Below are 19,704 nucleotides of genomic sequence, written 5' to 3' on the forward strand. Positions count from 1 at the left end.
GGAACAGCGCGCCCAGGGAACCCTGCGGGTGATGCGCATGAGCGCCTATTTTACTTTCCCGATTTTTTTTGGTGCGGCGGCCTTGGGGCCAGAATTTATCCAGCTCGCCTTTACCGATAAATGGGCGCAAAGCGGCCAGGTGATGACGTTGCTGGCGCTGGGCATAGCACCACTGGTAATTGGCTATCAAGTCAATGCAGCGCTGACAGCAGGTGGGCATTCGCAGCGGGTAATGGTCCTCGCCAGCATCACTTTTGTGCTTAATCTCCTGCTCGGATTCCTGTTGGTGCCCTATGGGATAGTTGCGGCGGCAGCCGGTTTTGCACTGCGCACCTACCTCAGCATTTTCTTCAATATGTATTTTTTCAAACAGGTATTCGCGGTGGATATTACCAAGCAACTGCGTACCGTCGCGCCCACGTTTGCAGCCTCGCTGATGATGCTGGGAATAGTGCTGCTCGCCAAATACACACTGCCTGACGACCTTGCCGTGGGGGTGCGCCTGTTGCTGCTGGCAGGTCTGGGGGCACTGAGTTATGTCGCCCTTATGTCCTGTATTTTTCGGCAGGAAACCAAACATTTTCTCGGCGAGAGTGCCGCGATGGCGCCGGCCAAAGCCAAACCGGTGATCAATTATTTACAACGGCTACTAAGGTTGGCGTAGAGGTTAACGGGGAAAGAAAAAACTGGGCTCCCGCTTACGCGGGAGTGTAGAGACAATATAGATTCAATTTATCGCCATAGCTGCAGTGGAAACGCATTCAACAATGGCTGATGATCAAAGCGCAAGCCAGGCATACCGCCCATCTCCTTACCCTCCTCAATAGAACTGGCAAATTGCAGTTCTGACTCCAGCCTACCGCTACCCAAGTAATAATCCTTGTACTTGAATGGATCTTCCGTTTGCGTCAGTCGCACGTAACGCGCAGGAATGCCGTAAGCCTCAGCGATAATCAACCCATGCAGCGAACTGGCCAGCACCAGTTTGGCTTGCAGGATCTGCTCAATCACCCGATTCCACCCCTGTAACGGTGAAATCACGTTGGGTGTACCCGCTGGCAAGATCGATAGGTCATGGAGATTAGGAACAAACACATAATCCCGCTGGGGATTGGGACTAAAACGCCCCTTGAACAAATGCGGCACCAACAGCGCCGGGTCACCGTAAACTTCCGGCACTACAAAACCGCGACTGCGCAGAAACTCCCCGGTCAAAGGCCCGCGCACAGCATGCACATTGAGCTGCCGGGATTTGAACATCGATTCCGGCACCTTGCCATTCCAGCCGCTGCCCCAGATATGATCGCCATCGGTACTGTTTTGCAAGATCGAACCAATCGCCAGCAGACGCGCACATTGGCTCACCTCCTGATCCAGACTCAATCCCTCCAACGCCAGCAGTTGGCGTGTCACAATTTCGGCGAGATGATCACCAAAATTAATGCGTCCGTCTTTGGGCATCCAGTTGTAGAGATCCACATAGGGGAAAGGTAAACGCGGCTTCAACTCGGCCGGTGTCTCCAGATAAGCGGCCAGACGTCTAAACATAGGTACTCCTTTAAGCAATCAATGCATCAAACATTATCTTAAAAAACCAGCGTCAGCCCCAGGCTGGCCAGAGCATAGTCATAGTCGCGGTAAAGCAGTGGCGATTCGCGGTCCACCCACTGGCTATCCAGGCGAATATTGAGCAAATCAGATAAGCGGTAGGTTAGCGTCAGGGGGCTAAACGCCGTGATGGTTTCAGCGCGCGCCGGCTCCATCAAACGCTGGAGGTAAGTCTGTTCACTATAAGCAGCGTCCATACTGAGTAACCATTTGGACGAAGGCTCCCAGTTCAGTGCAAGTTTGCTGGTACGCACATCCGCCGGTGAATCTGACGTTTCACCAACGGCAGGTTCACTCTGGCTGTAGCTGAGTGAGAAGCTGAGTTTTTCACTGACTGCCCAACTGGCATCCACCAGCGCTTGGGTACCAGTGCCGGCATTGATCTCTCCTTCGCGCTTGAAGCGCCCAAGGGTAAATCCCAATTGCGTCTTGCGCGTGAGTACCCAGCTACCTTCCAGCTCTAATTGGCGATAATCAAAATCCAGCACACGTAAATCACCAGGTACCATGTGAACATACAAGCGTTCACCCTCGCGCAAGCGCACACTCAGTGAAGATTTATTGGGAGTGCTGAAAGTGCCTGCAACAAACCATTCGTCTTCATCAAAATCCAACGATTCGCGCAATTCATTGGAATGAGTCTGCGCCGCCTGCCGGGCGCCGACAGTAATACCCAGATGTTTGTTGGTACCAAGAGTTAATTGGCCAGTGAGATTATTGAGTGCAACGACATCTTTATCAGCAAATTCCAATCGATCTACCGCATAGGCATCACGAGTCCAATTCACAGACGTTTTAACGCGCGAACTCCAATCACTGCGCCAACCGGCTTTGCCTTCAACAAAATCGACATCCAGATCATCACGCTGCGAATATTCGTAGCGGTTACCACTCACACCGAGCGAAAAATCCTGTTTACTAAAGCGTTCATTAAGTGCGAGCGAAACAACGGAGCGAGTGTAATGCTCTGAATCCACATCAGCGCTGCGCGCAAAATTACTGTCCCAGTATTCATGCGCGCCCACCGAAAGAGTAACGCGATCAGGAGCGGCGACGGCTGCTTGTGCAAGTGGTGTTATAACCACCCATTGCAGCAAACGCAGCCATTTTTTTTTTGCACTCGCATCAATAAACATTCTGTCCGACAAAACCCTTGAAAATAGTTTTCCATAAAATTTTGATATCCAAAATCACCGACCAATTGCGGATGTATTCCAAGTCATAAGCAATACGGCCAGACATTTTGTCGAGTGTTTCCGTTTCACCGCGAAAGCCATTAACTTGCGCCAACCCGGTAATGCCCGGTTTCACTTTATGACGCAACATGTATCCTTTAATTTGGCCGCGATAAAATTCGTTGTGCGCAACGGCGTGTGGACGCGGGCCAACAAGCGACATACTGCCGGAAATTACATTAAATAATTGCGGCAATTCATCAAGCGATGTGCGACGCAAAAAATTCCCATAAGGCGTAATACGCGGATCAGCACGTTTTGCTTGTGCAACATTAGCGCCATCTTCACACACCGTCATGGAACGGAACTTCCACACTTTAATGCGATCGCCCCCCATACCGTAACGAGTCTGTTTGAAAAAAATGGGCCCAGGCGATGTAATTTTTACACCGGCAGCAATCAATAACATAGGAATCGCCAGCACCATTAAAATACACAGACCCAACACTAAATCCTCCAAACGTTTCGCCCAGCTGTTATCCACCAGCGGCGAATCGTAAATACTCAGCGCGGGAATGCCCTGCAAACAAGTCAGGCGCGAATGCAATAAGTCAAAACTGAATACATCGGGAATCACATAGGGAGAAACAGTTGTATCGGCCAAGCGATCAATCACCGAATGCATGCGCAATTCTGCACGCATTGGCAGCGCCACGAAAACAATATCAATCTTGCCATCGTGCGCATCCTGATAGAGTTGTTCGAGACCACCTTTCACTTCAATATTTTTTCCAAACAAGCGGCGCCCCACATCATTACTGGGTGCTCGATCATCATAAAAACCAGTCACCTTGTAACCTAGCCAAGGCATCACAGACATGGAATTAATTAACCGCAGCCCCAAATCATTAGCACCTACAATCGCAACGCGACGCGGCTCAGTAGGGTTTGCGCGCAATTTGGCCAATAACAACCGCCGTCCGATATGCATAGCAATCATCACCACCGGTGTTGTTACGAACCAAGCAGATATTGCCGATAAACTCACTGTCGTAAATGGATAAACTACTACCAGTGACAAAATTAGGAATAATAAGGTAGCAAACCAGGCGAGGAATAAACGAATAGACAAATCAATCATCGAGTGGCCACGCCACAAATAATACACTTCATTACTCTCGGCAAAAAAACCAAAAATAATCACCGCGCTAATAGCAAAGCCGGTATAAATATTATTCCATTCCAGCCCCAATAATTTGAGGCAACCCCACAGCATAAATACGATGAGGGCACTGTCGAGCGCGCGAAATAGCGCAAGTATTTTAGAATGATGGAAGCGAACCACAGGCGGCTCACTTGATAAGCCAATGGGATTGACCGCAACGCCTTCTACCGATAAATCGCTCATTACTACCTCCATGCGAATCACTCATGAGTAAAGTACGAATATGCAAATAAGTTACTAATTGGTAAATTACGTTTTTTAGCAGCGCGAGGTGAGATTACGCCTGAAGCTATCGCGAATATCCATCTGCTGCACATCTAGACAAAGCATTTATCAGGCCAAGAATTAATCTACCCATCCTGATTACCGGCTTTTCGTTAAAAGCGCACACAAAGAATGTGAAAAAAATCCTGCGGGAAAAAGTCGAACTCGATAATCCCGCTAATCGAACAATTGAACGCTACTTATTTTTCGCGATGCACACCTTGTGCGCCCCACTTTAATGCAGTGAACGCCCTAAAATGCACTGATGAAAACAGTCTGGTATTACCCCTAAGCCAATAACAACCTTTATAATTGTCGCCTATAGCCATCCGCTACACGATTATTCACGTACCCAGCGACGCATAGGTCAGCATGTCCCAATTGAAATATCTCACCGGCTACCCCACCGAAACCCTGCAGCAAGTACAGCAAGTCATCGCGGAAGGCCGCCTTGGCGAAGTGTTACTCAAGCGCTATCCACAGATTCACGATGTACGCACCGACAATGCGCTCTACCATTACACCCAAAACATCAAAAGTGAATATATGGGCAAAACCCAGCCCCTGAGCCGGGTGGGCTACGACAGCAAAATAAAAGTTATCCAACATGCACTCGGCCAACACCACTACATTAGCCGGGTACAGGGCGCCAAATTAAAAACCGTTAATGAGATTAAAATCGCGAGCGTATTCCGCACTGCCCCGGAAGCCTTTTTAAAAATGATAGTCGTGCATGAAATCCCGCACTTCAAAGAAAAGGAGCACAACAAAGCCTTTTATCAACTCTGCCGGCATATGGAACCCAACTATCATCAGTACGAATTTGATTTGCGTTTGTATTTAACGCAGTTGGATTTATTTGGAGGGATTTATTGATGCTGTAGTAAACAGAAAGCGTATGCCTTCTGTTTACTAATAAGCGGTTACATTTGTGTAAATTTTGCAGAATTATAAATTTTTTACATACTCTATCAATGCCCAACGTTCTTCCTCATTTAGTTGGGTGCCATATTCATGCCCCGCATTGGAGTTACCGCGCAGGCGGGTATCGTAAAAGCTGGTGTTGGGCGCCTCACTATAAACATGCCCCACTTTTACCAAATCCAATTCAATATTACCGACATAAAATGTTGCTGGCCGCTGTTCTGCCGGCAATAACAAATCATAAATGCTGGGCACTGAACCGTTATGCAAATAAGGTGCAGACGCCCAGATGCCATTGATCGGGCGTGCCTTGTAACTGTTAAACACCGTTTGTTCGGGCGGTGCACCATTGGAACGGTATTCTTTAAACAAAGCCTTGATGGTTTGCCATGGTTGGTTAAAGAGTGCGCCTGTCGCAACATGGGTGACCAAGTCCAACGGCGAGGTTTCGGCAGGAAGCTTGTCGCCAAATAACACCATGGCTTTGTCGCCTTCCAATAAGCCGCTTTTCACTTTGTGCTGGATAAAATTTTCTACCATCAAGGGGTCGGTGCCCACTTCTTTGTAGGGTGTTAGCACGGCCTGCAGCTTACGTTTTTTATTGGTTGGATCAACAATGCTGTGGCATTTCAAGCAATGCTGGTCATAGAGTTTTTTACCAGCAGCAACTTTTTCTGCATCAAGGGCTCCGGCAATTTCTACCGGCCATTGCGGCGCGACGAGTTGATAAAAATCACGCTGGATGTCGCCGAGGTTACTGATGCGAATTGATGATTGGTAAGTAAGTTTATCTTTGGGTACTGAGACAATACCGTAAACCGCGAGTGCAGTAATCGCATTTTGAAATAGTGGCCCCGTTTCTTTATTGGGTGCCGATGCATTCCATTGCACAATGTTTAAGTGCGATGCATCCCACAATACCGGATAGCTGGTAGGCGCATTGGGTGCGTGAATATTTTCCGGCATGTTGAGCGCTTCAACCGCAATCGCATTAAAAATTTGACCGAAGGCATCCAGCCGCCCATGACCGTAGGGAACCTCAGTCGCATTAACAGCGTAGTGTTTTTCCAATTCTGCAATTCGGGTTTGCAATTGGATTTTCAGCAGTTCTGGTGTCAGTGTTGTGCTTGGTTCACTGGCAATTACTTGTTGGAAAAAACGAGAAAATTTTTCATTGTCAATGAGCGTTGCTTTCAGTGCGGCCAGTGTTGCCTGCTCAAATTGCGTGTAATCAACCAACGCTTGACCGCCATCAATGCGAATACGTTTGCCGTGAATCCTGACCTGACCGGTATGGCAAAATGCGCAAGTCATGCCTAAAGCATCACCATTTTTTTTATCGCTATCGCGTACCAGCCCTATTGGTAATCCATCTGGATTGTATTGGTCTGCAATGGTGGTGATAAAACCCATTGCAGCCAGATGATCATTATCGCGGAATGCGCGGGAATTATCGGGCTGCTCCAACACCAGAAACCAGGCGTAGGGAATAAATCGGGAACCAAAAGAAGTGAAGGATAGGGTTTGGCGGGTATGATGATCCCAGCCCTGATCTAAATAAATCGTATCATCATCAACGGGGTCTGCAGCCTGGCTGGCAGCACCATAAAGAAGAAGGTTCAACAAAAAGCAGTTTAACATCGGCATTAACATGGAGGATTGCCCTCCCATGCTTGTCATTTTTTTCATGCTGCATCCTCAACATTTTATGACTGCACCTAACCGTCCATTGAAAAGTGCAGCCTTATTTGATATGACGAATGCTGAATTTTCCTTGCTGTTTTACGTTTTGCTACCCCACATTACCGGTTAAATAACCCAAATAGATCCTGTTCTATTTCGCCAGAAAGTTCTGCTTGGCCTGAATATTTACTTCACTATAGCCGATGAATCCGACAATAACATTACGCGGCCTAACGCCGTCCGCCTAACAGCGACCCGAGGATGCCGCGCACAATTTGTCGGCCAAGGCTACTGCCTATCGCACGTGCTGCACTCTTGGCAAAGGCATCTACCGCCGTTGCACGCTGTGCACTTGCGCGCTCAGCTTGCTGCTGCGCACGCGCCTGCTCTTTCTGTTGTTGTACTTGTTCCTTTTGCTGTTGTTTAAAAATGCGCTCCTGCTCAACGCGCAACTGCTCCTGATTTTTTTGTTGCTGCTCGGTTTGTGTTTGCTGGGCAACACGCCCCTTTAAAATTTCATAGGCCGATTCACGATCAACCACCTGGTTATAAATCGCCTTGTAAGGTGAACGCGCCATCACTTCCGTACGCTCCTCATCGGCCAAGGGGCCAATACGCGATGCAGGCGGTGCAACCATCACACGCTCAACCGGTGTGGGCGAACCCTTCTCATCCAATACCGATACCAATGCTTCACCTATGCCCAACTCAGTGATAACCGCTTCGGTTGAAAATGCGGGATTGGGGCGAAAAGTTTGCGCCGCAATTTTTACGGCTTGTTGGTCTTTGGGTGTGTAAGCACGCAGCGCGTGTTGCACGCGATTGCCCAATTGGCCGAGTACTGTATCGGGAATATCGGCAGGGCTTTGGGAGATAAAATAAATACCCACGCCTTTGGAGCGAATCAAGCGCACGACTTGTTCAATTTTATCGACTAATAATTTGGGCGCTCCGTTAAACAACAAATGCGCCTCATCAAAGAAAAATACCAATTTGGGTTTATCGGCATCACCCTGCTCCGGCAAATTTTCAAATAATTCAGAAATTAACCAGAGTAAAAATATCGCGTAGAGTTTGGGTTGGTTGACAAGGGTGGTTGCATCGAGAATATTGATGACGCCAGTGCCTTCAAGAGTGACTTGCATCAGGTGATTTAAATCCAGTGCCGGTTCACCAAAAAATTGATCTGCACCTTCTTGCTCCAACATCATTAACCGACGTTGAATGGCGGCGATGCTGGCTTCGCTTATACCACCGTATTCATCCTCCAATGTTTTACGTTCGTCCTTCATCCAATTGAGCATGGCTTGCAGGTCTTTTAAATCCAGCATCAACATGCCTTGGTCATCGGCAATTTTAAACGCGGCGTAGAGCACACCGGTTTGGGTTTCGTTGAGATCAAAAAAATTCGCCAATAACAGCGGGCCAAAATCTGAAATAGTGGCGCGCACCGGATGACCTTTTTTTGCATACAGATCCCAAAATACGCAAGGGAATAAGCGTTGCTGGTAATCGGTGATATTCATCAGCTGCACACGCTCCTCCACTTTGGGGTGTGGCTTGCCGGCTTTGGCGAGGCCGGACAAATCGCCCTTTATATCGGCCATAAATACCGGCACACCGGCTTTGGCAAAACCTTCGGCAAGCACTTGCAAGCTCACAGTTTTACCCGTACCCGTTGCACCAGCGATCAACCCGTGGCGATTCGCCATACGCAAGTTCAACTGTGCTGATTGAGCGCCGTTGCCGCCAATAAGAAAGTGAGTGGTCATAACAACTCCTGAAAAATAATCGTTTTTATTACTGTTTAACTATTTTTTGTCGAACCATTGTTGTTGAGCTAATTTTTTTGAAACTCAGCGAAGACTTCAATTGCCACAGCATCGCCAATCGCGGGAACTAAATAATCTACACCAAACGTCGAGCGGTTAAAGGTACTGGTGGCAGAGAAACCTAACGTATAGAAGCCGGTGAGCATATTGTTAGCACCGCCATTAAAGGTAACAGTTAAATCAATTGGAGCAGTCACGCCATGCAGGGTTAATTCACCGGCAAATACCGCAGAGTTTTGATCGAGCAAGTTGACGCTGGTGGTTTTGAAAAACGCTTGTGGGTATTTTTCAGTATCGAGCCAACTGCTACCGCGCAAGGTCTCTTCCAAATTGGGATTATTCGTATCGATACTGGCAACATCGATTATCGCCGACAATTTAGCAGCGGCAATATTAGCGGGATCAAACTCCAGCGTTGCATCGACTTTATTAAAACGACCCACAAACGTAGACAAGCCCATATGGTTGATTTTAAATAAAACAGTGACGTGGGTTTGATCGAGCTGGTAGGAACCTTTTTCCAGCTGCACTATGCCGGTTTTTACATTAGGCTTGATGAGCGTGCCACAGCTGACCAGAAGCAGTAGGATAAAAATGGCGGCGGCGGGTTTAATAAAATTATGTTGCATTGCAGATCAACTCCTTAGTATTCACAACCGGTCTTGATTAGATAACTGGAGATTTAATCTTGTGTTTCGCATAAAACTGACGCAATTGATGCTTGGGCGTTTTCGTCAGTGTATGCATAAAACCAAATGTGAGCTCATCAAACTCATGCTGCTCGCGCAACTCAGCCAATAAACTCAACCATAAATGTGCAGTCACTTCTGCATCTGCCAAGGCACGGTGGTAAACGCCATCGCTGGGTAAATTTTTATACTGCGCTAGGGTTGCCAACTGGTGGTTGGGGGCATTTTGAAAGATGCGACGCGCGGCCAATAAACTGCAGGCAATACCCGACGAACACTGTTTTTTGATGCGGCGAAATTCCGCGCGCAAAAAGCGCTCATCAAAACTGGCGTTGTGTGCAACCAGATTGCGGCCGGCGATAAAATCGTGAAAATCGCTCATCACTTCGGCGTTACTGCGCGATTCTTTTATCATCGCATTGGTAATGCCGGTGAGATTCTCAATAAATAGCGGAATCCGCACTCCGGGATTCATCAACTGCTGAAAGCGGCCGGTAATTTTTCCGTTTTCAATAAGCACGGCGCCAATTTCAATTGACCGATCACCCATGTCGGGTGATAGACCGGTGGTCTCAAAGTCGAACACTACCAATTGGTCAGCAGGCAAGGAATGAAAATCAATATTCATAAATCAAAGCCAGATGGATAACAAAAAATGTTGTGCAATAAAAAAGGGATGCACCAGAGTCGGCGCATCCCTTTTTTCCTGCTGCGTGGGTCATGCAGCATAACGCTTTAATCCGGCAGGGTAATATTCAATTCCAACACCGAACAGTTGTCGGAATTGTCGAGATTGACCGTGACCTGATCGGATTCGATATGAATATATTTACGAATCACTGCAATAATTTCCTGCTGCATCTGCGGCAGGAAATCCGGCTGGCTTAAATTGCGCTTGGTGCGTTCGTGCGCAACAATAATTTGCAAGCGTTCCTTGGCGACCGAGGCCGATGAGGGCGCCCGTTTTTTGATGAGGAAATCCAGAATACTCACGGCTTATACTCCCAGCAAACGCTTCAGGAAACTTTTCTTTTCCGCTTCCAGGAAGCGGTGTGGTATCTCTTTACCGAGCAGGCGATCAACGGCGTCGTTGTAAGCTTGGCCAGCCGGTGTGGTTTCATCCAGAATCACCGGGGTGCCCTGGTTAGAGGCTTTTAATACCGCTTCTGATTCCGGAATTACGCCCAGCAATGGGATTGCCAGAATCTCTTCCACATCATTCACGCTAAGCATTTCGCCCGCTTCCACACGCACAGGGTTGTAGCGCGTCAACAACAAATGTTCTTTGATCGGTTCCAGATTTTGTTCTGCACGGCGCGATTTACTTTGCAGAATACCGAGGATACGATCCGAGTCGCGCACTGAAGACACTTCCGGGTTGGTCACAACAATCGCGATGTCGGCAAAATACAATGCCATCAACGCACCTTGCTCAATACCGGCAGGGGAATCGCACACAATAAATTCAAAATCTTTGGCGAGTTCGTTAATCACCGTTTCAACGCCTTCGCGGGTCAAGGCATCTTTATCGCGGGTTTGCGATGCGGGCAATACGTACAGACCTTCAGTGCGTTTATCTTTGATCATCGCTTGATTCAGCGTCGCTTCGCCTTTGATCACGTTGACAAAATCGTACACCACACGGCGCTCGCAACCCATGATCAAATCCAGATTACGCAGGCCTACGTCGAAATCGATAACCACAGTTTTGTGGCCGCGCATCGCCAAACCGGTACTGATTGCTGCGCTGGATGTGGTTTTGCCCACACCGCCTTTACCTGATGTAACAACGATAATCTTGGCCAAAGGAAGGCTCCTGTAAAATATTCAATGTCTAAAAAAATAACATCCAAAAAAATAAACAATAAATGGATGCAGAAAATTAATTACTCGCCAGACTTAGTTACTAACAAGGGCTTCCACGATAACCTTTTCGCCCCTGAGAGAAATTTGCACCGGCTTTTTTAACAATTCTTTGGGCAGTGAATCCTGCAGCACAAAATTACCAGCGACCGACACTAATTCGGCTTCCATTTGCTGGCAAAAAATACGCGCTGTTTCATCACCTTTTACGCCGGCCAACGCGCGACCACGTAAAGTGCCGTAAATATGGATATGGCCATCGGCCAGTACTTCAGCCCCTTCACTCACTTGCGCCAGCACAATCAAATCTGCACCTTCAGCGTAAATTTGCTGGCCGGAGCGCACAGGGCGGGTGACGACTTTACTCTGACGTTGAACCAGTCGCTCTTCGATAACGGTTTCGACCACCGTCTCCACTACGCGTTCGATAACTGTCTCAACTGCCTGGGGTGCAGCTTCTTGTTTGGGCAGTTTGAGCGCGCGTTCGCTGGGGGTTGGCAGTACTGTCAGACCGGTCTTATTAACTGCCGCTAACAATACCTCAGGTACGCCGCTAAAACCTAGTGGTTGTAAATCCAGTTCGCGGCAAATTGCCAGCAAATCCCCGAGTTTTTTCAGGCTTTCGGGGTTTTCCAAACGGTCAAGATTGATCAATACCGGGGAGTTATTGAAAAATTGCGGTGCCTGGACGACCTTTTCTTTTAGCTCAGCCAACAAACTCTTGGGCTCGTAGCGGACAATCGCCAGCACCACTACGGTAATAGCACTGCCTTTTAACTGAAAATTCACATCGATCATGCGCTACTCTCTATTACCCGGCGTATCGGCGCCATGTGTGTTTTGGATGGATATCACAAAAGTGCGCCATTATCGGGGCGCCACCTGATTAGTCAAGCAAGAGTCTGCACCTAGTTCAGCTCGGGTTAAGCGCTGGGCTCCTATAAATGAACCATTGGCACCACTCCGCCCTCTGAGAGGGTAATAACCGGTATCCGAGCGAGAACCATCATGACTAGCCAGCTTCTGCAACGCCCAGGAAAACTTGCGTTAACGATCAGCCTGCTGCTGCCATTACTGGTGGGTTGCACCACCACCCAGGCAGTGGATCAGACGAGCTATAGCACCACAGCGGCACAGGCCAGCTTTAGTGAAGCGCAACTGGATTCGCTGCTGGCCCCCATCGCGCTCTACCCGGATACGGTGCTCTCACACGTTCTTATCGCCTCGACTTACCCGCTGGAAGTGGTCGAAGCTGACCGCTGGGCGCGCAACAACAGTCGCTTGAAAGGCGATGATGCGGTCAATGCTGTCGATAACCAGGACTGGGACCCGAGCGTCAAAGCACTGGTCGCCTTCCCCGATATTTTGCAGCGTATGAGCGACGACCTGGATTGGACCCAACAATTGGGCGATGCCTTCCTTGCCGATGAAGAGCGGGTGATGGACAGCATCCAGAAACTGCGCAACCGCGCCTATGCCTCAGGCAATCTCGATAAAGTCGAGCATGTACGTGTAGTGCGCGAAGATAAAGTCATTGTGATTGAGCCTTCGGTCGAGCGCGTTGTCTACGTGCCCGCGTACGATACGCGCGTGGTCTACGGCAACTGGTGGTGGGCGGATTATCCACCCGTATACTGGCATTACCCCAGCAGCTATGTGTTTGTGTCCGGCTTTTATTGGGGCCCGCGTGTTCATATAGGCCCGCGCTTTTACTTCAGCGGCTGCCATTGGCGCGACCGCCGCGTTGTTGTAGTTGACCATCACCACCATCACGGCCACCGTTTTTACGATAGCCGCAGCGTGGTTCGTCACAGCAATGCCAGACATTGGCACCACAACCCTGTGCACAGACGCGGTGTTGCCTACCACGACAACCCTACCCGCGAGCGCTTCCACAGCCCGCGCGAAAGCTATCGCGACACCCAACAGTATCGCGCCAACCTGCGCGACGGAAACGGTAATCGCGGCGGCTACCTGGGTGAAAATCGCGGCAATGGCCGCATCGCACCCAATGCTGCGCGCGACCAACGCCAGGGGCGCGATGATCAGGCGATACAACGACTGGATCGCCGCCAGGCCGGGCAAATCACCACTAACACCGCCAACGTCAACAACGATAGAGCAGTGCAAGGCCCGCAACCACGTGCGGAACAATTGCGTGAGCGGATGAACAACCGCAACGGACGCGACCTGGGCAATGTCCAAAGTCGCGAACAGGGCAATCGCACTGAGCGCCAAAGTGGGGATATTCGCCAAACAGAGCGCAGGCAGCAGACTGAACAGGGAGAAAACCGCAATTGGGAAAATCGTCTTAACAATGAGCGCAGCAACCGCATCGAGCGCACCGATGCACAACGCGCGCAATCGACAGAGCGCGTGCAACGGGCAGACCCTCGCATTCAACAAGCGCAGCAACAGAGCCGTGTTGAACGCCCGACCATTCAACGCCTCGAACGGACCCAATCGGTCGAACGCGCCCAACCGGTTGAGCGCCCACAGGTTCAACAAGTAGAGCGCCGTGAAGCGCCGCGGGTAGAACGAGTGGAGCGGATGGAACGCAGCGAACGCCCACAACGTATCGAGCGCACCGGCGGTGGGGATTCAGATCGTGGTGGCCGCACTGAAATGCGCGGTGGCCGCGAACGCTAGCATTATGAGTAACCCTAATAGCCCCAAACCGAGACTTGGCTTGGGGCTATAACTTTTTGATAACCCTTAAACCAACTCCCCGCCTGTCCATTACGCGTACAAACTTTTATACTACTGCAACATTCGTCCGCCACACTCCATCAACAACCCCGCGTATTACATAGAGCCCAATTTTGTTTATGCAGAAAATCGCAACCCTAACCCGCGTTATAGCCGTAGTAATATTGGTCAGCAGCCTTTTCGCTTGTAGCAGTACTAAAATTGCTAAGCAGGCAGATGCCTGGCCCAGCGATATGCCATCCCGCGCCTATTTCCTTAAAATCTATGAGGCAGATGAAGCCAATAAAACAATCCAGACTAAAGAGGAATACCTCACCTGGATTGTGCGCTTTTACAATGGCTGGGAATTGTATCGCCGCGGCTGGATCAAGATGACCAACGAGTTGGTGGCCCAGGTAGAAGACCCAAGCCAGGTAAAAGAAATTCGCTACAAAATAAATCGCATCGGCCGACTGGTATCTGGCGAGTGGGCGAAAAAAGCGGATACGCGCACGATTTATTTACGCCACGTCTCCATCTGGGGCAACGCACTGCTTGAGTCATTGGATCGCAATGAAGCCCTGCCGCTCATCAACCGCGTTAATCAGGATGTCGATGATTTGCTCGCGCACAGAATCAAGGCCGATGTCATTACTGCCGAACGCTACTTCCCTGCTGACGAAGATGATCCGTTTTTATAGCGAGCATGTTTAACCAGGAATGACGAGCGCAAAAAAATAATCCCCGGCCAAAAGCCGGGGATTATTTTTATCCGTCACACAAATTTACCACGCCCAATTCACGCCCAACTTCAAGGTTGTTGGTGGCCCGTTAAAGGTGCCGTTAGGTTTTGCAAAATCACTCGCATTTTTCCCTGGCTCACCATACCAATCCTGATAGCCGCCGTGATTCACCGCATTGGTGACATTCAAAATATCGAGGCGCAAAGTGATATAACTATCCTGAGCGATCATACCCGTCGCAAATTGTTTGCTAATGGCAATATCCAATTGTTTGTAACCGAGGAAGCCATCGCCATCCGGTTGAAAAGTATTGTATCGGCAAGCATTCCAACCGGCGCGGCAATCCGTACCCTGATAGGTTTTTACACTTTCCAGATTTAATTTTGCCGACAAATCAAAACCATTCGGCAAATCAAAGAGTGCGGCAATCACCAAACGATGCTCAGGTACCGAGAGCGAATCGTGCCAACCGTAATCGTCGATATCCGGATAATCCAGCGCAAAAACCTCCCCCGCTTTGCGTCTGTCCTGCGCATCGGTGTAGGTATAGGCAACCGTCATCCCCCAATAATCATCGGCTTTGGGTTTATCCAATTTGATATAGAGTGAATCGGCTTTTGATTCCAGAGCATTCATCCCGATTAAACCATTACTGAATCCAGGAATACTAAAAGCCCATGGCTGCCCCCAGCTAGTGCCCGGTGCAAAAAAACTGCCATCGGGGCGACGATTGATCAGCATCCAGACAAAACCATCCTCACTCTTGATATGCGATAAGCTGACTTCTGCATCCCATTCACCCAGAGTGCCGCGCACACCCAAACTAAATTGATCCGAGTAAGGTGTTTTTAAATTATTATTTACCAAATACACTTCACGTCCAGCTCCGGTATTGGCATACAGTAAATCTTCCAATCCTTGCGCTGTTAAATATTTTGGATCCCATGCCACACAATTGCTGGCAGCAGGATCGCAATTATTTTGCGGATCTTCTGAATCAAAATTGACGCGATAGGTTGGGAAGGTGGCCTTAGTGGCTTCCAATTGCAAATTATCAAATAAATTGCGATCAAACGCGCGGCCAGCGCCGCCAAATAAAACCAGATTATTATCGGTGCCTATGTCATAACTAAAACCCAAACGCGGTTGCCAGGCATCTTTGAATGTATCGCGGTTACTGCCAGTGCTGATGTAATCATCGACATTGATATTGGAATTGTCGAGGTTGCTCCAGCCACGCAGTGCAGTCACTACAGCATCAGGCGTTTTATAATCCAGATACGCATCGGACTCTTCATAATCCCAGCGCAAGCCTGCATTAATCGTCAAACGTTCGGTCGCACTCCAGTCATCCTGAACATACAAGCCGAGTTGTTTGTTATCCGCCACTGCAGCACCATTGCCAATACCGGCCAAAGGTGCGCCCCACTCCACCATATAAGGCTGCGTCCATGAATAATCGATGTTGTAACTGTATTGCGGATTAAACGGCTGCTGCTCCACCGAGGTTAATTCAACTTCCTTATATTTAATGCCGGTTTTTAATTGATGGTTTGCCAAGGCAATATAAGTGAAATCTTCTTGCAGTGCCCAACCGGATTGGCTTTTTTCCTGATAGTCACGCCCTGCACCCGTGCTCAATACCAGTTGTTTACCCGCATTCAATAAAATAGTCCCGTTACCCAGAGTATGCGGGCGCGGATTAAAGGTGTAATCCTCATAGGTGATACGCGCATCATTGAGCCAATTATCGGTGCGCCAGTTATGGCTGAGTACAACGCGGGTTTCATCATTGTTTTTATCAGTGCCAAATTCGAGTGGCCGCTGCCCACCTATACCGGTTAATTCTGTCTCATCTCGATACTTGGCAGTCAACTCGATTTTTTGCGCATCATTGATCACATAACTCAATTTACCGAAATACAGATCCTCCTCAAAACTCGCACTAACGCCGCCCAGCTTGGCTTGCACATTAGCGGGCAACTTATTCACATCGTAACCGGCACCCACAACGACATCGCGCGGATCGCTATTACTTTTCCCTTCATAGGCAAAAAAGAAATGCAGCTTGTCCTGAATAATTGGCCCACCGACATTAACGCCATACTGTATTTGTTGGCTGGGTATTTTTTTATTGTTTTTTAATTCATTCAGGTTTTTCTCGCGCATTCCCTCATCAGAATAATCGTAGAAAAAACCACCGTGAAATTCATTAGTACCAGAGGTAGTGACTGCCACAATCGCTGCACTACTGAGTTGATCGTATTCCGCGGAATAGTTTTGGGTGATGACTTTGTATTCTGCAATCGCGGATTGTGGGAAAGGGTTACCGCGACTGGCGTCCTGCCCGGTTACGCCACCGCGCAAAACATAATTTTTTTGCCCGACACCATCGATAAAAATATTGATTGCATTCGGACTCTGGGCACCACCCTGAATGCTGGTGCTACCATCCTGCCCCTCGTTAAATTGCACACCGGGCGCCAAATCCGCAAAGGCCAAAAAATTGCGCGTGGTTTGCGGTAGGGATTCAATCTGCTCCAGCGAAATATTGGTTCCGATTTCACCACCCAGGTTGTAATTTACCTGAGTACCTAACACCAACATTTCTTCTACCGGTTGCTCAGGGGTCGCCTGGCCAAGCTCAATGTTCAGACTGACTTTCTGCCCCACACGCAAATTAACTTGTTGCTGCCCGTGAAGATCTTTTCCTGCAATTGCCAGACGGTAATCACCCGGCGGCAACCCGGTAAATAAATAGCCTCCATTGGCTTGGGTGACGACTTTATAGCTGTGGCCATTAGCGATATTGACTGCGGTAACTTCGATCCCCGCTGTGGGGTTATCACTCACTTCAATAATACCGGACAAACTGGCGCTGCCAATTTGCGCATACAACACGCCACTGAATGATGTCAGTGCGATAGCACTCATAACGGAGGCGAGAATTTTTTTAGCGACAGGATTTTTACGAAGATGTGCGTGCATAAGCGTTTCCTTTTCTTAATTATTGAATTGGCCGGCACTTCATTATTTAACTAACCGGCAAGGCCATTAGCCTCATTCAAGTTTAGATCAGAAAACAAAAAAGGCTCACCATACGGCAAGCCTTTTGCACTAAATAAAAAATTCGCCTAGATGATTAAGATGCCAATACCTTGAGCGCAATTTCCGAACCGGGTAAACCATCCTGTGCAATTAATAAAATCATTCCTAAAAACATTGCGACGACTACCAAATACCAAAGCACCGAAAACCAAATGCCGTAGCTTTTGAGCGGGGTAATATCTTCTGCCAAACCAACGCGCCAACCCGCCACAATATCAATCACACCCAGCACAATAAAAAAGGTGATGAAATAAAAACCTAATTTCCATGCCAAGACAAAACACGCCGCCGAGATCGCAAGCAACGCAACCAAAGCTAAATAATTGCGTCCGGAAAATACCAGTGATTTCACCACGCGCCCGCCGTCGAGCGGATAGACAGGAATTAAATTAAATAAATTTAACAGCGCACTGGTGGATGCAACCAAACCGGCAAAATGGCTATCGGTAACGAGGTACACAATATAAAACGCCACCGTCATTATCAAACCATACACCGGCCCCATCATGGAAATGTACACATCCTGCCAGCGGGTCTTGGGCATATCGCCCACCGCAATGCCACCCACAAACGGAATTAAATACATACCTTTGGTGGGCAGGCCAAATTTTTTCATCGCACGCAAATGCCCATATTCATGGAACACCAACACCGCAATTAATGCGAACGCAAATTCCAACGTAAACATCACGCTATATACAGCAACGGATGCAGCCAGGAGCGCGACCTTAACAACCTGCACTGCTTTCAATAATTTAAAGGCAACCAAGCCAATCGATAACCAGGAATTGGATTTTGTTGGTTTATTGGCAGGCATAACCAGTTGATCAGATTGTCCCTGTGCTTCACTAAAAGAATCTTGCTGCGCAACCGATACTGGCGCAGCAGCCTCAATCACCCGTTCACCATTTACCCACAATTCATAATTGACATCGGCCGCGCGCATATTGAGCACATAGATCAATTTCACTTCACCCAGATCATCCAGTACAAAACTATGCTCACTGGTAATACCAAAATTGCGCTTCTGCGATACCACCGCACCATCAACTACGACAATTTCTTCCCCGCTCGCCGGGGTTGCATCGACACTAAACACACGATTGGCATAATCAAACGAAAATAACTGCATAAATAACGACTCTAAACGGATACAAAAATCAAAAACCTACAGGACTGTAAACAAAACCAAGGGGGCTGCGGGAGTTTTACTGGCCTTAACCGACCCTTGCTAATAAACTGTGCACTATTGATGCAACCGTCTTATCTGCACCTAACCGCGAGAATGAGTTCAGTATGTTACAAATTGGCCGACAAAACCGCTTAACCATCGTCAAACACACCGATTTCGGCATTTTTCTCGATGGGGGCAAGTTTGGCAACATATTATTGCCCAAGCGCTATGTTACCGAAGATATGAAAATCGGTGGGATTCTGGATGTGTTTATCTATCTGGATTCCGATGACTGCATTATCGCCACCACCCTTACCCCCAAAGCCATGGTTGGTGAGTGCGCCTTCCTCGAAGTAAAAGAAGTCAACAACGTCGGCGCATTTCTCGATTGGGGTCTACCAAAAGATTTGCTGGTGCCCTACGGCGAACAACACAAACCCATGGAAGCAGGCCGTTCTTATGTAGTGTGTATTTATCAAGACGAATACACCGGCCGCATTACTGCTTCATCGCGCTTGAGTCGCCATTTGGAAGAACGCGCGAGTGGGCTGAGTGTAAAACAAGCGGTGGATTTAATCATTTGTGGCCGCAGCGATATGGGTTACAAAGCTGTTATCAACCATACCCACTTGGGTCTGATATTCCGCGACGAAGCATTTCGCACCTTGCTCTACGGTGAAAAAGTCAAAGGCTATATCAAAAGCATCCGCCCCGACCGCAAAATTGAT

The 19,704-nt window shown here is 48.5% G+C and carries 17 protein-coding genes; 5 read left to right on the top strand and 12 right to left on the bottom strand.

Annotated elements, in window-relative coordinates; genetic code table 11:
* Positions 1 to 664 (top strand): oligosaccharide flippase family protein (locus tag ACWA6V_RS03430; RefSeq protein WP_449521186.1); only part of this gene is annotated, 664 nt, incomplete at its 5' end.
* Between the two features lie 68 nt (positions 665 to 732).
* Here ACWA6V_RS03430 and ACWA6V_RS03435 read toward each other — a convergent pair.
* Genes ACWA6V_RS03435 through ACWA6V_RS03445 form a run of 3 tightly spaced genes read right to left on the bottom strand, consistent with a single transcriptional unit; the run spans position 733 to position 4,191 of the window.
* Positions 733 to 1,548 carry a polysaccharide pyruvyl transferase family protein gene (locus ACWA6V_RS03435; RefSeq protein ID WP_449521187.1) on the bottom strand — a complete coding sequence of 272 codons (816 nt, stop codon included), beginning with the start codon at positions 1,546 to 1,548 and terminating at the stop codon, positions 733 to 735.
* Positions 1,549 to 1,586: 38 nt separating this feature from the next.
* A complete protein-coding gene (locus tag ACWA6V_RS03440; RefSeq protein ID WP_449521188.1) occupies positions 1,587 to 2,744 on the bottom strand; it encodes a hypothetical protein in 1,158 nt (385 codons plus the stop codon).
* Entirely contained in the window at positions 2,734 to 4,191 is a 1,458-nt protein-coding gene (locus ACWA6V_RS03445; protein WP_449521189.1) for an undecaprenyl-phosphate glucose phosphotransferase, read from the bottom strand. Before ACWA6V_RS03445 ends, ACWA6V_RS03440 begins: the two co-directional genes overlap by 11 nt.
* 453 nt (positions 4,192 to 4,644) lie before the next feature.
* Here ACWA6V_RS03445 and ACWA6V_RS03450 point away from each other — a divergent pair, with 453 nt between their 5' ends.
* Positions 4,645 to 5,148, top strand: coding sequence for a YgjP-like metallopeptidase domain-containing protein (locus tag ACWA6V_RS03450; protein ID WP_449521190.1), 504 nt, complete (start codon positions 4,645 to 4,647; stop codon positions 5,146 to 5,148).
* A gap of 72 nt (positions 5,149 to 5,220) precedes the next feature.
* Here ACWA6V_RS03450 and ACWA6V_RS03455 read toward each other — a convergent pair whose 3' ends face one another.
* From ACWA6V_RS03455 to minC, 7 genes are all read right to left on the bottom strand, one after another.
* Positions 5,221 to 6,885, bottom strand: coding sequence for a di-heme-cytochrome C peroxidase (locus ACWA6V_RS03455; RefSeq protein WP_449521191.1), 1,665 nt, complete (start codon positions 6,883 to 6,885; stop codon positions 5,221 to 5,223).
* Between the two features lie 224 nt (positions 6,886 to 7,109).
* Positions 7,110 to 8,651: a helicase HerA-like domain-containing protein gene (locus ACWA6V_RS03460; protein ID WP_449521192.1), complete on the bottom strand. Its 1,542-nt coding sequence runs from the start codon at positions 8,649 to 8,651 to the stop codon at positions 7,110 to 7,112.
* 68 nt (positions 8,652 to 8,719) lie between these two features.
* On the bottom strand, positions 8,720 to 9,340 hold the full coding sequence (locus ACWA6V_RS03465; protein ID WP_449521193.1) for a YceI family protein: 621 nt from the start codon (positions 9,338 to 9,340) through the stop codon (positions 8,720 to 8,722).
* A gap of 37 nt (positions 9,341 to 9,377) precedes the next feature.
* Positions 9,378 to 10,028: a 3'-5' exonuclease gene (locus tag ACWA6V_RS03470; RefSeq protein WP_449521194.1), complete on the bottom strand. Its 651-nt coding sequence runs from the start codon at positions 10,026 to 10,028 to the stop codon at positions 9,378 to 9,380.
* 107 nt (positions 10,029 to 10,135) lie between these two features.
* Positions 10,136 to 10,393: a cell division topological specificity factor MinE gene (gene minE / locus ACWA6V_RS03475; protein WP_310074877.1), complete on the bottom strand. Its 258-nt coding sequence runs from the start codon at positions 10,391 to 10,393 to the stop codon at positions 10,136 to 10,138.
* Positions 10,394 to 10,396: 3 nt separating this feature from the next.
* On the bottom strand, positions 10,397 to 11,206 hold the full coding sequence (gene minD, locus ACWA6V_RS03480) for a septum site-determining protein MinD (protein WP_310074879.1): 810 nt from the start codon (positions 11,204 to 11,206) through the stop codon (positions 10,397 to 10,399).
* 93 nt (positions 11,207 to 11,299) lie between these two features.
* The gene (gene minC / locus ACWA6V_RS03485) at positions 11,300 to 12,061 is read right to left on the bottom strand and encodes a septum site-determining protein MinC (RefSeq protein ID WP_449521195.1); all 762 of its coding nucleotides are present in this window, start codon (positions 12,059 to 12,061) and stop codon (positions 11,300 to 11,302) included.
* Between the two features lie 210 nt (positions 12,062 to 12,271).
* On the opposite strand from minC, the gene ACWA6V_RS03490 reads away from it, so the two are divergent.
* Together ACWA6V_RS03490 and ACWA6V_RS03495 are read left to right on the top strand one after the other, a co-directional pair.
* A complete protein-coding gene (locus ACWA6V_RS03490) occupies positions 12,272 to 13,912 on the top strand; it encodes a DUF3300 domain-containing protein (protein ID WP_449521196.1) in 1,641 nt (546 codons plus the stop codon).
* A 179-nt stretch (positions 13,913 to 14,091) separates the two neighbouring features.
* Positions 14,092 to 14,652 (top strand): hypothetical protein, encoded by a 561-nt coding sequence (locus ACWA6V_RS03495; RefSeq protein WP_449521197.1) that lies wholly within the window; start codon positions 14,092 to 14,094, stop codon positions 14,650 to 14,652.
* Positions 14,653 to 14,736: 84 nt separating this feature from the next.
* Here ACWA6V_RS03495 and ACWA6V_RS03500 read toward each other — a convergent pair whose 3' ends face one another.
* Together ACWA6V_RS03500 and ACWA6V_RS03505 are read right to left on the bottom strand one after the other, a co-directional pair.
* Positions 14,737 to 17,682: a TonB-dependent receptor gene (locus ACWA6V_RS03500; protein WP_449521198.1), complete on the bottom strand. Its 2,946-nt coding sequence runs from the start codon at positions 17,680 to 17,682 to the stop codon at positions 14,737 to 14,739.
* A gap of 154 nt (positions 17,683 to 17,836) precedes the next feature.
* Positions 17,837 to 18,934: a site-2 protease family protein gene (locus ACWA6V_RS03505; protein ID WP_449521199.1), complete on the bottom strand. Its 1,098-nt coding sequence runs from the start codon at positions 18,932 to 18,934 to the stop codon at positions 17,837 to 17,839.
* 164 nt (positions 18,935 to 19,098) lie between these two features.
* Between ACWA6V_RS03505 and ACWA6V_RS03510 the strand changes: the two genes are divergently transcribed.
* Positions 19,099 to 19,704 (top strand): CvfB family protein (locus ACWA6V_RS03510; protein ID WP_449521200.1); only part of this gene is annotated, 606 nt, incomplete at its 3' end.

The organism is Cellvibrio sp. (assembly GCF_053579595.1).